The organism is Leptothoe sp. ISB3NOV94-8A, assembly GCF_043421595.1.
GTDB classification, from domain to species: Bacteria; Cyanobacteriota; Cyanobacteriia; order Phormidesmidales; family Phormidesmidaceae; genus Leptothoe; species Leptothoe turfae.
Genome location: NZ_JAXSQW010000008.1, coordinates 15,364 through 34,136, shown reverse-complemented (window position 1 = coordinate 34,136; position 18,773 = coordinate 15,364). Strand labels below are relative to the sequence as shown.

Genomic DNA, 18,773 nt, shown 5'->3' with positions numbered 1-18,773 from the left:
TTGCCGTAGTAGATACTCAAGCTGATTAATACCAGGCAATTTAACAGGCAGTAAAAAGGAAGCTCGACTGGGTTCTAGATGTAAGGGTTCACCAACATGAACTGCTAACATAACTCGTTGGGTAGCAACCGCATCCAACGATGCAGTTACTTGTTCAAGAAATAAGCCGTAATCGGTATAGTTCAGCTTCAACACGGCTGACAATCTCCATAGATGGTTGGGTCAGTCACATGCCGACGGCGGCACAGGGTTAATTTTTTTGTTCTTTCCAGAATTGCTCTGCAAAAGCAACTACTGGATGCATAGGCGCTTTAGGCCGTTGTTTGAGCGGCATATTGGCAAGCTCAGGGGTACGGGCACCCTTGCGAGAATTGCAGGGGGCGCACGCGGTAACCACGTTATCCCACGTGTGAGCACCACCTTGCGATCTCGGTACCACATGGTCCAGCGTGAGCTGTCGCTTACTACCGCAATATTGGCAACTATGGCCATCACGCCGCAGAACTTCGCGACGGTTAACCGGTGGTGTTTTCCAAATGTGCTCGCTATCCCCAGCCCGCAGACGAAGGTGCTCAGGAATCTCAAGGGTCAGGCTGGGCGATCGCATCTGCCAGGTTTTCCCCAGTAGGTCTACAGGTTCTGCCCGACCTGTTACTAAAAGAACTGTTGCTCGCTTTAGGTTAATTCGCACCATGGGTAAGTAGTTTCTGGAAAAAAGTACGATGGGTCGATACGTAGGCAATACGTACTTATATGGTCGTAATGTCATGGTTAAGCCCTTACAGCTCTGAAATTCGTAAAAAAGTCCACAAACAATGACCCCCGCTTCCGGGTTCGGGAAGCGGGGGCCAAAAACCTGACTGGTTTTGGAGTTAGGTAGGTAACATGGCTAAGCGCCTGCATCCCCCGCTTCGTCTATATCTTGTTAGTTCTGGTCGATTGAGATCATCGCCAATCAAGCTATGGCCTATTTCGCTAAATGCAAAACGATCTAAACCAGCGCCAGAAATCGCTTTGGCCATAGTGCCACCCATAATCGTGGGAACGTTACTAGATTCTAGACACCGCACCACCAGCGCCATGGATACATGGCCAAATAATTGTAAATATCTTTTCACGACTATGGTTTCCATAGAGTTTTTCATGGTATCTAAACCTCTGGTGTGACAATTAAAAAGTGCCTCTAGTGCACTTGACCAAAGCAATTCGACCTGACTGCCTTTCTGTCTTACTTCTTATACTACATATGTAATACAAGAATGTCTACCCTCTTTGAGTAAATTTATGGTTTTAACGAAAAAAGCCACCATTAAAACCATAAATGCTTGTTAGAGCTACATTCTCTGGGAGAGCTATAGTCAGCAACACCTTAACAATTGTTGATTCCGGATGTATCTCAAAATTAGTTTTGGATAATATTCAGGATACGATTGCTTGCGTTCACCCAAGTAAAAATGCCATAGCAGCCTCGCAGCTACAGCCCGCCAGGGTCGCCATGCCTCGCTAATCATTTGAGCTTCATCAGCTGTAGGTCGTTTAGTCAGGCCCTGATATTGAACAGTATTGAGGGTTATCTATTATTGAATAACGTCATAGTCAATTGCTCGGGCTGTTCTCACAGGTGGAGCAGGCTCGTTTTGAATGGCCTTGATCGCTGTATACCCTAGGGGCAGTGACGCCAGCAAACACATCGCACCAGTCCCAACCAACGATAGCTGTCTCACGGCTTTAGAAGCTCGACGAGCATCGGGATATTGTCCCTGACGGTAGAATTGTCTAACTTGCCAGGCATAGAGTAACGCCGTTACTCCAAGGGGTGGAAACGTAATGAGGGCAGCTAAAGCTGTTGACCAGTGACTGGGGGGGCAGGGCTGATTCTTATAGAGATCATATGATTTTTCCCACTCAGGTCCACGGACCTTACCGACATAGCCAATTAGGGTAAACTCAGTGATTTCTGAGAGTTCCAGGGGCAACAACAGGTCACGAATCTGATTGGGTAGCGAAAAATAGCTAATACCTTCACCCACCTGTCGCTTGAGGAAGATTTCTAGGTTTTTACCCCGTTGTTTTACATCAACCTCGACAGGCTGTAAGGCATCCTGCAGTAAATCTCTAATCGGGGCTAAACCATCTGGTTTTGCAGGGGGTGGGACCAATTCAGTTAAGGATGGATCATTCAGGACCGCCAGTTGCCAATCAGAGATCGCACCCTCCATATCGCCCAGCTGTTGGCGTACGTTGCCACGCCTTAGATATGCCTCTGCTGCATTAGGGTTGAGTTCTAAAGCTCGGTTAAAACTGACAAGCGCCGCATCAAAGTCCTCTACCTGACTTTGAATGACGCCCACCTGATAGTGGGCTCGGGCATAGTTAGGATTCACCGCAATTGCCTGTTGCCAATTGCTCAGAGCATTGGCCATATTGCCTTGAGCATAGGCAAGCTGACCATATTCAAAATAAGCAACTGCGGGATTCTCAGCACACTCAATTGCAGCAATAAAGTCCTGTTGGGCGTTATCCAACTGGTCTAACGCGCGATAACTTAAGCCACGTGTAATATAAACCGCAGCCACATCAGGATGATGACTTAATGCTTTGGATAGGGTTGCGATCGCACTCTGATGATTGTCCTGTCGTGCTAGCGTACACCCACGTCGATAGGCTAAACGTGCTCGCTGCCGTGCGTACCAACTTTGCTTATCCATAATTAATTAAACTTATCCCTGCCGTTATTAATCCCAAGCTATCCGTAGCCTAACCATCCTTCAGAGGAAATAAAGTCAGAGTGATAACGGAAGCTTGAATAGTCAATAAAGAATTGATTCAGTACTTACCGTTACAAAATTAAGCAGTTCGATTCATGGCGATTACCCAATCCTTCACACCAATTTTGCTTGTTTCCTAAAAAACTTTCCAATGTCGAAATTATTTTCTGGGAAAAATTCACCTATGCCATTGCACCTAAAGTCCTACGACAATTGGCGTAGAGGGAAGTTCCAGAAATCCATTGCTATGAAATGGCGATGAAGCCTCGTCAGTTTTTACAGACACTTCGATGAAACCTATGTAATTCGAATGAACAGGCATGGAAGCCCAAAATAAGCCTATGTTAGCGTCAGTGAGAACACTTACACACCATGGTCAATGACCGTTCTCTCGCTGAAAACAGAATTGGATGTCGCAGAGTTTTTATTAAGTAAAGGATGGTTTCCTGAGGAAATCAACGGAATTTTAGTTTTTCCTCTGCCTAGCGCTGCTTTTTACCAGTTAGGCAGTAAAAATCATCCAATAGTTAATAGCGATGTAATTAAAGCTACAACTGTTACGCCAACTACCCTTTTCCGAGCCCGGCAGCTTCTAGAAGCGGCTGGGTGGGTAGATCGAGAACTCGACTCTTTGCTTAAACCCTGCTTATACAGTGTCGATCCTTGGGCCAATCAAACGATTCACCACTGCGAGGCTACTCATCAACGTTTCGGCTATTTAGATGACCCATTACCAACCCTGAATCACTATCGACGGGCTATGGCATTCAAGCGCATTGTTAGTCTGGCCCTAGTAATAACAATGGTTTCTGTAGCTGTAGTCTTGTTTGGATGAGCAGTTGTGTAGACATCTCTACATCCGCACAAATTTATCAGTTGCCTCCACCAAAGCACTCAAAATGCCTGGTTCTGTAGCCGAATGGCCTGCATTCGGGACAATGATTAATTCAGCTTCGGGCCAAGCACGATGCAACTCCCAAGCAGACGTCATGGGACAAACGACGTCATAACGGCCTTGTACGAGCACCGCTGGAATATGGCGAATTTTAGCGACGTTTTGCAGCAGCTGATCAGGTGGGTTGAAAAAGCCCCCATTGATAAAGTAGTGGCACTCAATGCGGGCAAAGGCATCGGCAAATTCATCATTGCCAAACCGTTCAATAACTTGGGGGTTCTGAATTAAATAACTGGTACTTGCTTCCCAAATAGCCCAGGCACGGGCAGCCTGCTGTCGAATGTCAGGATTAGGGCTGGTTAAACGTTTGTAGTAGGCTGCCACCAGATCATGGCGCTCCTCTCCAGGAATGGGCGCAAGGTAGTGCTCCCAGGCATCAGGGAAAATATAACTTGCTCCCTCCTGGTAAAACCATCGGATTTCCTGGGGGCGCAGCATAAAAATACCCCGCAAAATTAGCCCTGCACATTGCTGCGGATAGCGCTGAGCATAGGCCAACGCCAGGGTGCTGCCCCAACTGCCACCAAAGACCGTCCATTGATCGATGGCGAGATGCGATCGCAATCTTTCAATATCATCCACTAAATCCCAGGTGGTATTCTCCGTAAGCTCAGCGTGGGGTGTACTCTGACCACAGCCCCGCTGATCAAACAGAACTATGCGCCAACGTTCAGGGTCAAAAAACTGTCGATAGATAGGAACCGTGCCGCCGCCTGGTCCACCGTGCAAAAACACGACCGGTTTCCCCTGAGGATTTCCGACTTCTTCAAAATAAAGGGTATGGATTGAAGAGACAGATAACTGACCGGTGCGGTAAGGCTCGATAGGAGGATAGGGTTGACGCATAGAGGGGCTTAGCAACGATTTGCCCCGTCATTGTCGCACCCAAATTGCCCCCGATTCCGTTTATTTCACAGAAACCGGCTTCCGCACCACATACCAACGCCCAGTTTTTGGATCACGATAGGTTTGAAACGGCTGTTGTTTCAGCGGTTTAGTGCAAGTTTTGGGCATTGACTTAGCGATTTTCACGACTCTTGTATAGATCAATTCACATATTGTGGCCCGATTTCCCAAAAAAATTGAGTGATCAATCCTTAAGTACCATGTGATTTTTGTCACAAAAGAACAAAAAATCCTGGTGGTTTCCCCATTGTATCCAGGATTTACAGAGTAGTGCCAGGTGTCGGTCTACACCTGAAATGAGTCTAAGCTTAGCAATTTCAATGACATAATCAAATCAATCAGAACCAGATAAGCCAGTAACTTAACCAATTTGGGCGTCAACTCAATCGCAGGCACCCCTGATCATTTAGCCACATCCTGTAGATAGCTTACCCAGAAAATTTATTGCTCAAAGTTTAATAAGGCATGGGCATTCATTTAAGAGAAGATTTTTAGGAATTGATGAATGAGTCTCTCCTGGAAAGCTCATCAAAGCGGTCTATAGGCACTTACGCCTTCATTCCTTACGTGCAAAATTACTCCGCCATCCCCACATAATCGGGCCAGAATCATGTTCTCAAGTCAAGACTTATGCGTTTAAGGTAGCGGTGAAAAACGCAGGGGGCTTACTATATAAGACAGTTTTGGCGTGATCCACCATGTCGGCAATACTATGGCCCGGTCGTTCTCATCCCTTGGGAGCTACCTGGGACGGTCAGGGAACAAATTTTGCAGTTTTCTCAGAAAATGCCTCAGCAATCGAGCTGTGCCTCTTTGATGCTAATGGAAATGAGCGTCGGCTAACGTTACCAGAGGTAACAAACCACGTATGGCATGGATATTTACCAGACGTCGGCCCCGGTCAGCGCTACGGGTATCGGGTATATGGTCCCTATAAACCTAAACAGGGTAAACGGTTTAATGCTGATAAATTACTGCTTGATCCCTATGCTCTGGCCATTAGCGGCGATATGCAATTTAGCCCCGCTATTTTTGGTTATCCGATGGAGCACTTTGCCAATAGCGATCGCGACTTAGAGAAATCCACGCTGGATGATGTGCAATGCGTGCCCAAGGGTATCGTGGTGGATCAAAGTTTTGATTGGGGGGATGATCGCCATCCTGAGACACCCTGGCATGAAACAGTTATCTACGAAGTGCATGTCAAAGGGTTTACGCGTCAGCATCCAAACATTCCACCAGACCTACAGGGTACCTATGCAGGGTTAGGTCACCCTGCCGCCATTGAGCACCTGAAAACATTAGGGGTTACTGCGGTAGAGCTCCTACCAATCCATCACTACAATGCCCACCCTAGTCACCTTGTCACTGTGGGGCTCCACAACTACTGGGGCTATGATTCCATTAACTACTTTGCTCCCTTTGCAAGCTATAGTGCCGGTGGGGATGCGGGTGACCAGGTCAATGAGTTTAAGGCAATGGTCAAAGCCCTCCATCAGGCAGGCATTGAAGTGATTTTAGATGTGGTCTATAACCACACGGGCGAGGGCAATCACTTTGGCCCAACGCTGTCTCTGCGGGGTATCGACAATGAAGCTTACTATCGATTAGTTGAGCGCAGTCCTCGCCACTATATGGACTTTACCGGCTGCGGTAACTCTCTCAATGTCCGCCATCCCCAGGTACTCAAACTGATCATGGACAGTTTGCGCTACTGGGTGCAGGAAATGCACGTAGATGGCTTTCGGTTTGACTTAGCGTCAGCCCTGGCGCGCGAACTGTATGAAGTCGATAGCCTCGCGGCCTTTTTTGACATCATCCACCAGGATCCAGTGTTGTCCACCACAAAGCTGATTGCAGAACCCTGGGACCTGGGTGAGGGCGGTTACCAGGTCGGTAATTTCCCATTACTCTGGTCTGAGTGGAATGGCAAATATCGTGATACCATGCGAGACTTCTGGCGAGACAATCATTGTCGCCTGGGAGAGTTTGCGTTTCGGTTTACGGGCAGTTCTGATCTCTATCAAGCGAATGGGAAACTCCCCCATGCTAGCGTCAACTTTATTACCGCCCACGATGGCTTCACCCTGCGAGACCTGGTGAGCTACAACGAAAAACATAATGAGTCTAACGGTGAAGGTAATCGGGATGGTGAGAGCTATAACCGGTCCTGGAACTGTGGTGTTGAAGGTGAGACTCAAAATGAGGAAATTTTGGCGTTGCGATCGCAACAGCAGCGGAATCTTCTAACAACGCTCTTTCTCTCCCAGGGAGTACCCATGATATTGGGGGGTGACGAGATGGGCCGTACCCAGCGTGGCAACAACAACACCTACTGCCAGGATAATGAGATCGCCTGGTTTGACTGGAATCTACGTCACCAAAACAAAGAGCTACTAAACTTTACCCAACGCCTGATTGCATTTCGAAAACAGCACCCTATCTTCTGTCGTCGTCAATGGTTCCTGGGTCGCGAGATCCATGGCTCCGGCGTCATTGATATCGGTTGGTTCAATCCTGACGGCAGCATTATCAGTGAGGAAGACTGGCACGATGGTAGCTCCAAAGCCATCAGCATCTTTCTCAATGGAGAAGAAATTCTCACCACCGATAAACAAGGTCAGCGCATTATTGATGATAGTTTTCTTGTCTTTTTCAATGCCTATCCTGAGTTTCAAGAGTTCTCCCTACCACCATCAGTCGATCGCAAAGAATGGCGGGTTATCCTAGACACCAAAAATCCCACCGGATTTGTAGATGATGGCCCCATATATGATCATACCCAGAACGTCCCGGTTGCTGCTCGATCCCTGGTTTTACTAGCCTGTCCCCACTGTTTTGATACAACTTCCGGTGCTGATGGGGCTACATGCACGTTACCAAAGCGAGGGTAACGTATGGCTAATAGTTACGATCTCATCTATGCAGTGGTGCGCCAAATTCCCGCAGGCAAAGTCGCCACCTACGGTCAGGTAGCCGAGCTAGCAGGACTTATGGGCAAACCTCGGGTAGTCGGCTATGCACTTTATAAGGTAGCGCCTGAAGATGAAATCCCATGGCAGCGGGTCATCAATGCAAAGGGAGAGATTTCCACATCTGCCTTTCGCGATGGCTCAGACGACCTACAGCGGATATTACTGGAGGAAGAAGGGATTGAGTTTGAGGGCAACAAGATCAACCTTAGCAAGTATCGCTGGCAGCCGCCGCCAGAGATGATTGAGGCGATTGATTTTGGCGAGGATTAGAGTTGGGGTTCGACTTCGCTCAACCCTCTCGACTTCGCTCACTTCTCTTGAGCAACTTTTAGTTCTTTCAATTCGGTTTTACTCAGTCGTAATGAACCTAGCTGGCTGAGCAAAGCCGAAGTCAGCGGCACTACATCTCCGACATCACACAAAAACTCTTTCCATGGGCATCAAAAAACCAGGCAAAATCGGCGATTGCAAACTATCTTTCGACAATAAAGTCCCAACTAACTCCAGCTGGGCATCACTGCGGCGATAAACTTCCATCGTCTGGAGTTGCCAGTTTACAATCCAGTATTCTTGCACTCCATACAGTGAGTAAAGCTTCAGTTTAAACTCTTTGTCACGTTGTTCATTGCGTTCGCCAGGGGACAAAATTTCTACCATCAGCTCTGGAGTGATCACTAGATGACCAGCTTCGTCAATACCATTGACTAAACGTTCTTTGCTGATCCACACCACATCTGGAATGACTGCATCGTTAGGGGAAAAGATTACACCTGGTGTTTGGAAAGCGCTACCCAAACCAGTTTCTTCTGACCAGACTTCTAATCGGACCTGTATTTTACCCGCTGCGCTTTGATGACGAATATGGGGAGCGCGGGTCACAAGTAGTTCTCCATTGATGATTTCATAACGTTTCCAACCACCGTCGTCGGGCATGACGTCGAGGTCTCGAACTGTCCATCGTATGGGGTTGGTAACCATAGAAATTGCAACTTGGTTTGGGTCTAGTATAGCGAGGGGATAGCTGCTCTATTAAGGCAATGCTACAAATCTGAGTAGATACCTTTAGTTTGGCTAGAATACAGCGGTGGCAATGATATCTCCCCCCATGACTGATACGATTTTGCTGGTGATTGACTGGCGTGATGCTGATAGCGATATGCCCGAGGAACAGCAAGAGGTATTGACCCAAACATTATTTCAGGAGCTACGGGCACTAGACGAGGTGGAGGACGTTAAGCGGATAGCTGACCCAGATGTTCCCGATGGGGGCATGGGAGCTAAATGGTTATGGAGTGTCCTTACAGCAGAAATCACCATCCTGGTGGCTCTATCACGAATATAGAGGCAGAGCCTATCGAAATCGGTCCAGGCAGAGCCTGGGAGCTAGAGGGAAGTAAAACGAACCATCAAAGTAGCTGTTTTGGGCTGCGAAATCGCCGATAGCGGGTTGATAGGCCTGATAGACGAAATCGAGTCGGCATCAAACTGCTCTAAGATTATCCGTCCCTGCTGTTGCCAACGGGTGAGTTATTGTAGATAGGCTTCAGTGGCAAGCATCATTCTGAGACTGACGACTCAGGTTATCGCTCAGCAAATTACCTGCAAACCTATTAATCATCACAATAAATCTTAGTTTTATAATTGATTTTTCCTTTAATATCTCCATCTTGGATCCGAAATGCGCCACTCATTTCTAATCGCCCCTGTTCAGAATTACTATTCAAAATATTTTTTTCACCAAGCAATGTCCAAAAAATATCGTAGTCATTTGCCTTCAGAAATTCTAAAAACTTTTCTCGATGAACAAGACATGAACTTGGTCCTGATTCTTGTACAGAAGGATCAAAAGCTATTAAAGAACCTGCCTTATTAAAAAAATGACCTGCAATCCCGTTCCATTTTAGGCCCATGAGATCAACTATTGACTTAGATGGAAGATAAATTCTGTAAGATTCTTCGACAGAACAGTCATGGGTAGAAGTTTCTCGAAAATATTGATCGGCTGTAACTAAAACTTTTTTAGGAATTTTATCCCCCTGACCACAAGTCCAACCATCATAGCCAAAATAAGGAACATTATGATATTCAAAGGCTGGAGACCAAAAGAATTCACCTAGAAACATTTGGCTACTTTCATGTGATTCTGGCATCCAGCGTCCCCAAAAGTTTTGTTGAATTGCCCATGAATAGATATGGTCAATATCTTGTTTATGTACCAGATAGCTTCTCAGCTGATACCAGATCTGGCGTTTAGGTATATTGTTCCTATCAGATAGCAGCGGGTCATTCCAAGAAATATGAGTCTCTAAAGTTAACCAATGGCTCCTATTTTGCGGATAAATAATATCAATTATTGGTTCAATGTTAGGTTTATCATCTAAATCTTGGAGCCAATCCATTTCATTGGGGTGCTTATCCCATGAATTGTAAGGAATGGGAAACCACCAAGAAGGACTTTCCTCATCTGAATCGCCTACTTTAGGTTTTAATAACAAGCAAGATGGATCAATATCACGAATCCATCCTTGCCACGGCCCTTGATATCCTCGCCTATCACTAATAATCGATTTATCTTTTCTAAATTTAAAGTTATCTGAGACGTATGCTAAAAATTCATGATAAGCAATCCACTGGTATTTCTTTCCTATTCTTTCTGCTTTGTGGGCACTTCGCTGACTGCCTGGATAATTAACACGAGAGTCGAAATGAGCGAATTTATCTGCAGACCAACCTAGCTCAAGCACTCTATGGAATATCCATCTTTGAGCTAAACCTAAATCAAATAGGTCATTGTAATAGTTGCCTCCACTATATTTCGAAGGATTTTCTAAATAAGGAAGAATATAGTTTTTAAATATTTTATTCTTCTTCTTACCCATTGATTTACATAGGCTTGCTTGAATATCAGTAAGAGCTTGGGTAAGATCTTCATCACTAAACTCTTCTTCAAAAAGCTCTAGCCTTTTCTCAATATTTAACCCGTAATAATACTGAATATTATCTCTGACTGTCTTAAAAGCAACCCACTTCTTAGTTTGTCTCGCAGTTAAGGAAGTAATAAAATCCTCATATATTTCTTCGTAATCTGGTTTTTCAGCTTCTTTGAGCAGAGTTGAATGCCATTGGAAATAGTTTGAATTTGTACCAATTATATATCTTGCAAAATCACCTTGAAGTCCTTCGTTATCAAGAAGTGAATCCACAATACTTGATAACGAGGGACTTTTACATCTATAGTAAGAGATATTATTTTCATTGATTTCTTGAGGAGTCCCTTCAATATTATTAATTCGGTTTTGAATATCTTTTTTAGATGGGAGATAAGTAAGCCAGTTAACGCTATAAGGTGGCCTAACTAGATTCAAATCTGGCTTTATATTGGAATTAAGATTAAGTGCAACTTCAATGACTCCACGGGCATAATCTCTTAGTAAGATATGTGGTATAGGGTTGCCAGATTTAAAGATAAATTCATAAGTATCATAAGCAAGTTCCGTGACGGCTTGAATATCAATGCTTCGCATTGCACATCCGTAAGCTACAGCAAAACATCTTTCTAAAACATATAAATCATTTACCCCAATAAATTGAGCTATCACCTTCCTTAAAATATGGATTCTAGGTGTGAGCAGATTAACTAGTGCTTGGGTAGAGCGATCACGTAAGAAACGGTTAGATGTTGTGAGAAACCATGTAATTGCAATCGCAACAAGATAAATACCTTGATTATCAATGTGCTGTTTATCTTCTTCCGAGGCTGCCCACTCAACTAATCTATCTACTGCACCATAGCTTCCATATTGTTTATGTAGAAAAATAGACCATAAAACATCTCGATCCGACATATCAAGCTTCATTAGATGTTTGTGCAGGAATTCAGCATTGTAAGGGTGCTGTGGTTTTGAAGCTAAAACTAATAATGTATCTAAAAATAAATACTGAGAATCTTCATAGTGAACAATATAATTATTTATATATTGCCGAGTGTATTCATTTATAGCAGTTGGTTCACGCCATATCAGACTCTGTACAAAACCATTTCTGATAGGTTCAAAATCAGCACAGATTGGTGCAACTTGTGCTAACTCTTTCTGCACCCGCTCTGGTATTTGGATCGATAGAGCATCAATCAAACCCCGATTTTTCCAACAGGATGAAATATTCTTGACTATCTCACCTAACACTTGACCTTCCTCAAATGCTTTACAAGGATTTTGGCAATCAAGATGCCAGTCAAGCAGATATTTTATTATTAGGTGATCTGAAAGCCTTTCATAGGAGAATCGAATGACATCTATCTTCTCGTTGTTGCTTTGCCAAAGTCTATCCTCAGCCAAAAGACCTTCATTCAATAGATGTTTAAATAAGGTATTGTGATACCCTTCGCGTGGAAGGAGCTGATTAACAGTTATCTCTGCTTGGTTATGTGGTAACCAAGGTTTATGTGAACTAGCCATTAGCTCAGCTAACTTCTCTAAACTTTTGTGAACTAGTTGAGATTCAATGCGGAAATTTAAATTTTCTTCCTCTGATAATTTTTCATTAATCGAATCGATAAGGAAATCAAAGACAGATGTTAGTCCATCGAAACCTGGTGGAATTTCCAACATCCCACGATTTTTGAGACCGATGCAGAATAGCTTTAGAAAAAGTGGATTCTGAAACTCCGGATTCAATAGTGGTACACTAGGACGCCTAATTCCATAGTATTCAAAGAAAGTTCGAGTTGCTTGGTATTCATTTTGAGCAAAACCCGTATGCTCAACTCGTATCAGTTTTTCAGGTGTGAGGTGTTTGGGGATAACAACATGCTCGTATGGCGAACGAACACTAACAGCAATTCCAATGTTTGGAAAATTTGAAAGTGTGGCTAAAATTCCTGAAAAATGCTTGTAAAATATTTTTTTATTTTCACATTCATTCAGGGCATCAATTATAAGCAATGCTCTGGATTTCTTAGCTTGAGCTGAGGTTTCAAGGGCACCTAAAAACTCTTCTCTTGAACAATCTAAACCTAATAGTCCAATAATTTGTTTCCAAGGTTCATCATTATTAAACTGTTCACCTAATAAAAGTACTGTTGGCAAACCTTTTTTTACTCTATTGCTTGCAATATCACATAATAAATGTGTTTTGCCATTACCTGCGTCACCTAGTATTAGTAAGGAAGATGTATTGGATACTTTGGCTTCATCACTTTCTACAAAATTCCTCAGTTCGTAAAGCTGACTTTCTAATTTATTTAAATAGTATTTTGGGTAATCAGAATTTGAGTAATTCTTAGAGTTTTTATTTCCATTAGGGTTATCATCTTTTTCTTTTTTCAGATTTTCAATATTAGATATGTATTCCCGTATAGACTGAATAGTCTCAATGGCAGATTCTGAAATTTCTCGAAGGTTGATATTAGATGCTTTTTGTGGATTGATTTTGCTTAAGCTTTGGCATAATTTTTCAAATGCATAAGATAATTTATTTGATGCTGGTTTGAGTGGATGTTTATTGTCTTTACGCGTGATTGATGTTGAAAAACTTTTCTTTATTTTGGCGTGAAGCGTATCAATTCTCTTATAAAAGTTAGTCGTTCTACCTAATCCATCAAAAAGTTTGGTGATTGGCAGCTCAACGTTAATTTCAGGTGTATAACGTGGCTTAGCATTTTCTATAGATTCATTGACACGAGCCTCAAACCACTTTTGGCTGAATAGCTCATTGCTAAACCAAAATAAATAGCGTCCACGATGTTCTTCACGGGTTAGACGTTCAAAGATTTCATGTTCTCCCCAGTATGTGAAAGTGATTGTTCTCCCTACTTGACGTGCTAAATTTTGCCAGTTCTTACAATGGTCACCCCACTTATCCATAAACCATTGTTGTTTGTCTATTCGAGGATCTTGCCGATCTAGGGGAATACAAATTGTGTAAGACGAAAGATTAGGGTGTTTCTCTAGTGCAGTCTTTACAGATTCGTCAAGCTGCTTCCATTGACTCTCACCCATGGAAAAGAAAAATTTAGCTTGCAACCCCCACTCGCTATCATCTGGTAGGGTCCAAAAACATTCAACTCCTGCATCTGGTGCGCCCTTCCGAGTAAATAAGGACCCTTTAGGCATAGCTTCATAAGCTGCAAGTTGGCAGCATAGTTCTTCAAAACCCGTTTGCTGTGAACCACTCCAAGAGCGCAAATTTTGCCAGTTGATATTACTTGCCATGGCTGCTGAAACCAATCGATGTTAGTTCATTTATACTCTTATAACAGAGTCTTTAATCGATAGTTACAGCAAGGACATAGAGATTGACTCATCAGACAAAGTCTAGAGTTCAGATGTGGCAGTTAGAAATCGACAGCGCTATACAATAAAAGCATCCGTCAACTGAACTTGAGGCTATGCCAGAGCAAACCCGTCAAGAGTGGGATTTCGGTCGCTTTGGGCAGCTCGACTGGTGGCTCCGCCACGAATACTAGAGGCAAAGCCTCTGGAAATCGGTCCAGGCAGAGCCTGGGACCTAGAGGGGAGCAATCGGTAACCACACTGGTTCTCCCAAATAATTCCGATGACTCGCATAACATCAGTGGCCTGGATCATCCACATACCTGCGCTTTACCGGATTATTAAGACTGTTGTGCAAACTGTTCAGGATAAATTCCCCAATTCACCCACCGAATCGCTTCCCTTGCCGACTGTAAGTTAGGAGGCACACGAATAGCATGAATAAAGTTAGTACTGGGGCAAATCATCTTCAATAAAGAAATAGATTGACCATCAATATCATCAACCAACTCGTTTAATTTAAGTAGGGTATACTCTTGCCAGGAATCCACCTCCGAAGCATTTAGTTCCTTACAAATACGCTCGTACCCAATACCCTGAATTAAAATTCGCCGTAGTTCAGCATTGTTTTCATTCAATACCCATTCTGCAACCCAGTTTTCAGGTTTAACCTGTCCATATTTTTTAGGCAGAGCGACCCCATGGTGAAAGTAAAGACCATACCCATCTTCATATAAAACAGAAAACTCTCCTTCCCCATGAAGACGCTCATTTACATCAAAGGAGAGCTTAATAGGACGACTACAAACAAAGCAAACTTTTTCATAAGGTAAAACCCAACCACAACGGGTGGTTAAACCGTGAAAAGCAGACCATTTCTCAGACTCGTATTTACAATTTAGTATATTGATACAAAAGTCCAACCAAACTGCCTGAACCGCCCATAGCTCTGGATAAATACACTGATCGTAAGCAATATATTGGCTGAGTTGCTTACCCAAACGATGCACAAAGCGGCTAAATTGTTGATGTTGTAACAAGATCTCTAACCGTTTCAGCTGAGAAAATACCGACTTATCATTGATACGATGGCGTAGTTTACGCACCAAGCAAGCCACCATTTGCATATGAAGCCGCCCAATTTGTTTTTCTACTAAGTCAGTCAAAGAATGTTTTAAGGGCGGATTAGAAAGCCTCTGTTTGATTAAAGATAATTTGTCCACAGACAAACGGCGTTCTGGCCGATCAATCAGTGGTTGCCGCAGTTTTTTCAGGAGATCGCTTTGTGGTTTGCCTAAGGTCTCACTGCTCTGTTTTCTTAATGAAATGCCTAAGTTATGCACCAAAAACTGGGCAAGTTGGCTATTTAGATCGGGGCCACATTGATTGAGATATATTTCAACTCTTTCAATCAGCTGTTGCTCCAAGTCTCCAACCAGGTTTTCAAGGATATGTCCCAGGGCAGCATAAGGACTCTCACAAAAAACAACTTGAGGTAACGGTAGGCCCACAGCTGCATAGGCTGTCGTAATCGCCTCAGTTGCATGTTTTGGATCAATCGCTTTTTCGGGAAAGATATGGGATTCCCATTTTTTCTCTATCTGTGATGCCTTCTTAAGTTGTTCTGATGTTAGGTGAGTCGGTTGTTTCCAAAACATCTGCTGCCCTCTAAAATGTGCGTTTTATCTACATTCAGAACAGGGATTAATCGACCACATACTTCCAATTACTTAAAGATTTTCGCTTTCCAGCTTTCTTTGAGGTAGTTTTACGTTGACGTTTGGATGTCGTTTGGGAAGAGGGTGTAACTGCTGAAGATGTATTAACATCTCTAGTGCTATATTGCTTGTCTCTATATCCCAGCACATCAGCCATCAATTGCTGCTTAGAGCTAGCTCTCACACTATCAACAATTTTCTTTAGAAATTCTTGATCGGCATTTTCTTCAGTAATAAACTCTTGGTTGAGTTGGGATGAAAAGGCACCATTTTTGCGTGGGACATACTCCCTTTGAACATATATCTTCCAATTACCGTAGTGAACTTTTAAGGGCCGATGTTCATCATGGGACAAAATCGCCACCTTAGAGCGGACCTTGAGATAAAGTTCCCCCTGGTGGGAAAATAAAGTAGCAATGCCTTTACTGATGCGATGTGAATGCCCCGTAGACATGCCTTCTAGCAAGGTAAGATGGGGCAGTTCATCACCAAGAACATGTGAGGTTGGCAATAGAATGACATCTCCCTGGCGTATTGGTCTCATAAACCTATTCCTTGAGTCAAAATTTGATTGTTATCAACTCTATACAAAGATCAGCAGGAAACTAATGAGGCAGGGTGTATGAACTGAGCGCTATGTATTGTTAAAAATCTTACTGGAGTAAAGCTTTACGCAATTCATTTTGCCCATATATTACGGATATAAAAATCGAAAAAGTTTACATCAATTCAGTATTTTCACTACCATTTTGAAGCTTGAGGCTTACATGATGCCAGTCCACAAGACTGATTTCATAAATGCTCCAATATTGATAAAGCTTTAATAAAGTCAACTTGGACCATACAAACCTGTTTTAGGCAACTTGCGACGTTTTATTACCAGCTCCTACTGGTGATTACCAGCTCCCACTGGCTCCACCCCCTGAAGAACGACCTCCCCCTCCTCCTGAAGAAGAACCTCCTCCAAACGAGCTACTGCTACTTGACTTTTGCTTTCTGGGAATCGTCACTGTGTAGGTATTCTCATAAGAACAATGCTGACATGTCTCAGTTACCCGAGCAGTTCCTGAAGAGGAATAAGTGGCTGGGCGAATTATATCTCGCCTAGATAAAAGAGTTTTGTAATGACACCCTCTACAGGTTTTATACTGAGACAACAAACTACCATAGCGATTAATATTATGGCTTTGACAGCTAGGGCATTGCCAAACATCATAATCAACAGAACCTAGTTGTTCCTCCACATTTTGCCCTTGATCCAAATACTGATTGTCACTGTTCTCATCCAGACGCACCATATCAGCACCACAGTCCGGACAACGACGACGACGGTAGCGTAAAAATTGCCTCATTATCAAACCAACACCACCCAAACCAGTCAGACCACCCCCCACTAACCAGTTCTTATGATTGCCATGGCCATCGTAAGAAGGCGCAGTGTCACGGCTGACGACAGGGCTACTTGACCGAGATGCTGCCGCTGGTGATGATGTTGTTGTTGTCTCCTCAGGCTGAGTTACACGCCGGATAATTGCTTCAGTCCCCTGCAAAATTCCACCACTGTAGTCGTCTTGCTTAAAGCGCGGCACCATGTACTCATCAATCACTGACTTCATTGCAGAGTCCAGAGACGTGCCGTAGCCAGAACCCACTTCTATCCTTACTTTTCGATCATTCACAGCCACCAACGTCAGAATGCCATTATTCTTTTCGGCATCACCAATGCCCCAGGTATTAAATAAGTTGGTAGCAAACGACTCAATCGTACTGTCCCCAGTCCCATAGTCCTGAATTGAATTAAGGGTAACAACCGTAGCTTCAATGCCATGGTTAGCCTCCAGGTTTGCCAACGATTGCCGAATGCTGATCGCATCCTCTGGGCGCATCAATTGAGCATAGTCGTTGAGGTATGGATCGCTGGCTGTGGGATACCCCGTTTGAGCCCAGGATGGTAACACACTAAGATGAGAGAATAGAATGGTTGCGATCGCAACCACTGTCACTATCACCCCTCGCCGCATCCAATGCACAGGCATGTTAGGTCTACTAAGCATAGTTACGATCACCTGAAGAGCCATTGTTATCTACAGACCTTCAGAATTATATTATTTCGGATTTTTCCATACAACAACATCAAGAAAATACCGGTTGCTGAAGAATACTGTACTCAGCAACCGGTGTTTTTATGACTGACTTGTTACAAAAGCGATGAATTCCCTAGAACGCAGGTAAAGCAGGCAACGGCTCTCCTAACCATTTCTGGGAAAAGTCATCTAATTGACCACCTAAACGCTTGTGATAGACAAATGTGTTCACCCATTGGAGTAAGTCAACCTCACCACGACGTAGGCCGATGTGAGCGGGGGATTCTTTGATGATAAATTTGCCCTCAATAGTCTTGTCGGGGTTGTTCTTTGATAGCTCAGATGCAACCACATTACCTGTGGCAATCATATCCACCTGACCAGAAATCAAGGACGATGCTGTCAGGCTGTTGTCAGCAAAGCGCTCTATCTGTACATCATCGCCCACCGCATCGGTCAGTTCCAGATCCTCTAAAGTCCCCTGGGTCACCCCGACCTTATAACCACCTAAATCGTCAAATTCACCCACACCAGAAATCTCCGATGAGCCGTAAATTCCAGAGAAAAATGGAGCATAGGGAATGGAGAAGAAAATAGACTTAGCCCGCTCAGGATTAGCTCCCATACTGGAGATTACTAAATCCACCTTATTTGTTTGTAAAAAGGGAATCCGGTTATCACTGGTCACTGGCACCAGCTCTAGCTCAACGCCCAAATCTTCAGCAATCAAGTTGGCCACATCGATGTCATAGCCTTCCAGATTACCGCTAGCATCCACAGAACCAAAGGGGGCAAAATCTTGGGGTACCGCAATTTTAATTGTCCCTGCTTCAATGATGCGGTCCAGACTGGAAACAACAGCAGCATCGTCCTGAGCTGTCACACTGGGGGAGTTACCACCACCAGCACAGGCTACAGCAACCAACGAAAACACACAGGCGATCACTGCAATGGAGATGGTTTGCAGCCACCGTCTTGGGATAGAAAAACCCATGATTAAAGAATCCTCACTCAAATCCTTATGGGGCTAAGGAATGTACGATAGGCCCACCGTAGCAGGCTGAATAGCAATCACTGTATCCTGGGTTACTTTTT

At 43.9% G+C, this 18,773-nt stretch carries 16 protein-coding genes; 4 read left to right on the top strand and 12 right to left on the bottom strand.

What is annotated here, in order from left to right; genetic code table 11:
• The 4 genes from SPB21_RS35770 to SPB21_RS35755 all read right to left on the bottom strand — a co-directional run.
• A partial coding sequence (locus tag SPB21_RS35770) for an alr0857 family protein (RefSeq protein WP_499869811.1) occupies positions 1–195 on the bottom strand: 195 nt, incomplete at its 3' end.
• 55 nt (positions 196–250) lie between these two features.
• Positions 251–769: an HNH endonuclease gene (locus tag SPB21_RS35765; RefSeq protein WP_163671174.1), complete on the bottom strand. Its 519-nt coding sequence runs from the start codon at positions 767–769 to the stop codon at positions 251–253.
• Between the two features lie 103 nt (positions 770–872).
• A complete protein-coding gene (locus SPB21_RS35760; RefSeq protein ID WP_163671175.1) occupies positions 873–1,145 on the bottom strand; it encodes a hypothetical protein in 273 nt (90 codons plus the stop codon).
• Between the two features lie 432 nt (positions 1,146–1,577).
• On the bottom strand, positions 1,578–2,708 hold the full coding sequence (locus tag SPB21_RS35755) for a tetratricopeptide repeat protein (protein ID WP_499869809.1): 1,131 nt from the start codon (positions 2,706–2,708) through the stop codon (positions 1,578–1,580).
• A 439-nt stretch (positions 2,709–3,147) separates the two neighbouring features.
• Between SPB21_RS35755 and SPB21_RS35750 the strand changes: the two genes are divergently transcribed.
• Complete coding sequence (locus SPB21_RS35750; RefSeq protein WP_163671177.1) at positions 3,148–3,603, top strand: hypothetical protein; 456 nt, start codon at positions 3,148–3,150, stop codon at positions 3,601–3,603.
• Between the two features lie 18 nt (positions 3,604–3,621).
• Here SPB21_RS35750 and pip read toward each other — a convergent pair whose 3' ends face one another.
• Entirely contained in the window at positions 3,622–4,569 is a 948-nt protein-coding gene (gene pip, locus SPB21_RS35745) for a prolyl aminopeptidase (protein WP_163671178.1), read from the bottom strand.
• Positions 4,570–5,327: 758 nt separating this feature from the next.
• On the opposite strand from pip, the gene glgX reads away from it, so the two are divergent.
• Positions 5,328–7,523, top strand: a complete 2,196-nt coding sequence (gene glgX / locus SPB21_RS35740; protein ID WP_499869808.1) for a glycogen debranching protein GlgX — start codon at positions 5,328–5,330, stop codon at positions 7,521–7,523.
• Positions 7,524–7,526: 3 nt separating this feature from the next.
• Complete coding sequence (locus tag SPB21_RS35735) at positions 7,527–7,874, top strand: MGMT family protein (protein WP_163671180.1); 348 nt, start codon at positions 7,527–7,529, stop codon at positions 7,872–7,874.
• Positions 7,875–8,018: 144 nt separating this feature from the next.
• Here SPB21_RS35735 and SPB21_RS35730 read toward each other — a convergent pair whose 3' ends face one another.
• Complete coding sequence (locus SPB21_RS35730; protein WP_163671181.1) at positions 8,019–8,582, bottom strand: Uma2 family endonuclease; 564 nt, start codon at positions 8,580–8,582, stop codon at positions 8,019–8,021.
• Positions 8,583–8,709: 127 nt separating this feature from the next.
• Between SPB21_RS35730 and SPB21_RS35725 the strand changes: the two genes are divergently transcribed.
• On the top strand, positions 8,710–8,946 hold the full coding sequence (locus SPB21_RS35725; RefSeq protein ID WP_499869807.1) for a hypothetical protein: 237 nt from the start codon (positions 8,710–8,712) through the stop codon (positions 8,944–8,946).
• A gap of 268 nt (positions 8,947–9,214) precedes the next feature.
• Here SPB21_RS35725 and avs2 read toward each other — a convergent pair whose 3' ends face one another.
• The 6 genes from avs2 to SPB21_RS35695 form a co-directional block, all read right to left on the bottom strand.
• A complete protein-coding gene (avs2, locus tag SPB21_RS35720; protein WP_499869805.1) occupies positions 9,215–13,816 on the bottom strand; it encodes an AVAST type 2 anti-phage system protein Avs2 in 4,602 nt (1,533 codons plus the stop codon).
• Between the two features lie 174 nt (positions 13,817–13,990).
• Complete coding sequence (locus tag SPB21_RS35715; RefSeq protein WP_499869804.1) at positions 13,991–14,191, bottom strand: hypothetical protein; 201 nt, start codon at positions 14,189–14,191, stop codon at positions 13,991–13,993.
• Between the two features lie 26 nt (positions 14,192–14,217).
• Positions 14,218–15,534: a DUF6745 domain-containing protein gene (locus SPB21_RS35710; protein ID WP_499869803.1), complete on the bottom strand. Its 1,317-nt coding sequence runs from the start codon at positions 15,532–15,534 to the stop codon at positions 14,218–14,220.
• A 46-nt stretch (positions 15,535–15,580) separates the two neighbouring features.
• Positions 15,581–16,138, bottom strand: coding sequence for a DUF8820 family protein (locus SPB21_RS35705; protein WP_499061338.1), 558 nt, complete (start codon positions 16,136–16,138; stop codon positions 15,581–15,583).
• A gap of 352 nt (positions 16,139–16,490) precedes the next feature.
• Complete coding sequence (locus SPB21_RS35700) at positions 16,491–17,648, bottom strand: TPM domain-containing protein (RefSeq protein WP_499061339.1); 1,158 nt, start codon at positions 17,646–17,648, stop codon at positions 16,491–16,493.
• A gap of 163 nt (positions 17,649–17,811) precedes the next feature.
• Entirely contained in the window at positions 17,812–18,672 is an 861-nt protein-coding gene (locus SPB21_RS35695; RefSeq protein ID WP_250564624.1) for a transporter substrate-binding domain-containing protein, read from the bottom strand.
• Positions 18,673–18,773: the final 101 nt, after the last annotated feature.

Excerpts from the sequence above, each read along its gene's own strand:
- SPB21_RS35765 (WP_163671174.1), bottom strand. The coding sequence starts at position 769 with ATGACATTACGACCATATAAGTACGTATTGCCTACGTATCGACCCATC.
- SPB21_RS35760 (WP_163671175.1), bottom strand. The coding sequence starts at position 1,145 with ATGAAAAACTCTATGGAAACCATAGTCGTGAAAAGATATTTACAATTA.
- SPB21_RS35755 (WP_499869809.1), bottom strand. The coding sequence starts at position 2,708 with ATGGATAAGCAAAGTTGGTACGCACGGCAGCGAGCACGTTTAGCCTAT.
- SPB21_RS35750 (WP_163671177.1), top strand. The coding sequence starts at position 3,148 with ATGACCGTTCTCTCGCTGAAAACAGAATTGGATGTCGCAGAGTTTTTA.
- pip (WP_163671178.1), bottom strand. The coding sequence starts at position 4,569 with ATGCGTCAACCCTATCCTCCTATCGAGCCTTACCGCACCGGTCAGTTA.
- glgX (WP_499869808.1), top strand. The coding sequence starts at position 5,328 with ATGTCGGCAATACTATGGCCCGGTCGTTCTCATCCCTTGGGAGCTACC.
- SPB21_RS35735 (WP_163671180.1), top strand. The coding sequence starts at position 7,527 with ATGGCTAATAGTTACGATCTCATCTATGCAGTGGTGCGCCAAATTCCC.
- SPB21_RS35730 (WP_163671181.1), bottom strand. The coding sequence starts at position 8,582 with ATGGTTACCAACCCCATACGATGGACAGTTCGAGACCTCGACGTCATG.
- SPB21_RS35725 (WP_499869807.1), top strand. The coding sequence starts at position 8,710 with ATGACTGATACGATTTTGCTGGTGATTGACTGGCGTGATGCTGATAGC.
- avs2 (WP_499869805.1), bottom strand. The coding sequence starts at position 13,816 with ATGGCAAGTAATATCAACTGGCAAAATTTGCGCTCTTGGAGTGGTTCA.
- SPB21_RS35715 (WP_499869804.1), bottom strand. The coding sequence starts at position 14,191 with ATGATCCAGGCCACTGATGTTATGCGAGTCATCGGAATTATTTGGGAG.
- SPB21_RS35710 (WP_499869803.1), bottom strand. The coding sequence starts at position 15,534 with ATGTTTTGGAAACAACCGACTCACCTAACATCAGAACAACTTAAGAAG.
- SPB21_RS35705 (WP_499061338.1), bottom strand. The coding sequence starts at position 16,138 with ATGAGACCAATACGCCAGGGAGATGTCATTCTATTGCCAACCTCACAT.
- SPB21_RS35700 (WP_499061339.1), bottom strand. The coding sequence starts at position 17,648 with ATGCTTAGTAGACCTAACATGCCTGTGCATTGGATGCGGCGAGGGGTG.
- SPB21_RS35695 (WP_250564624.1), bottom strand. The coding sequence starts at position 18,672 with ATGGGTTTTTCTATCCCAAGACGGTGGCTGCAAACCATCTCCATTGCA.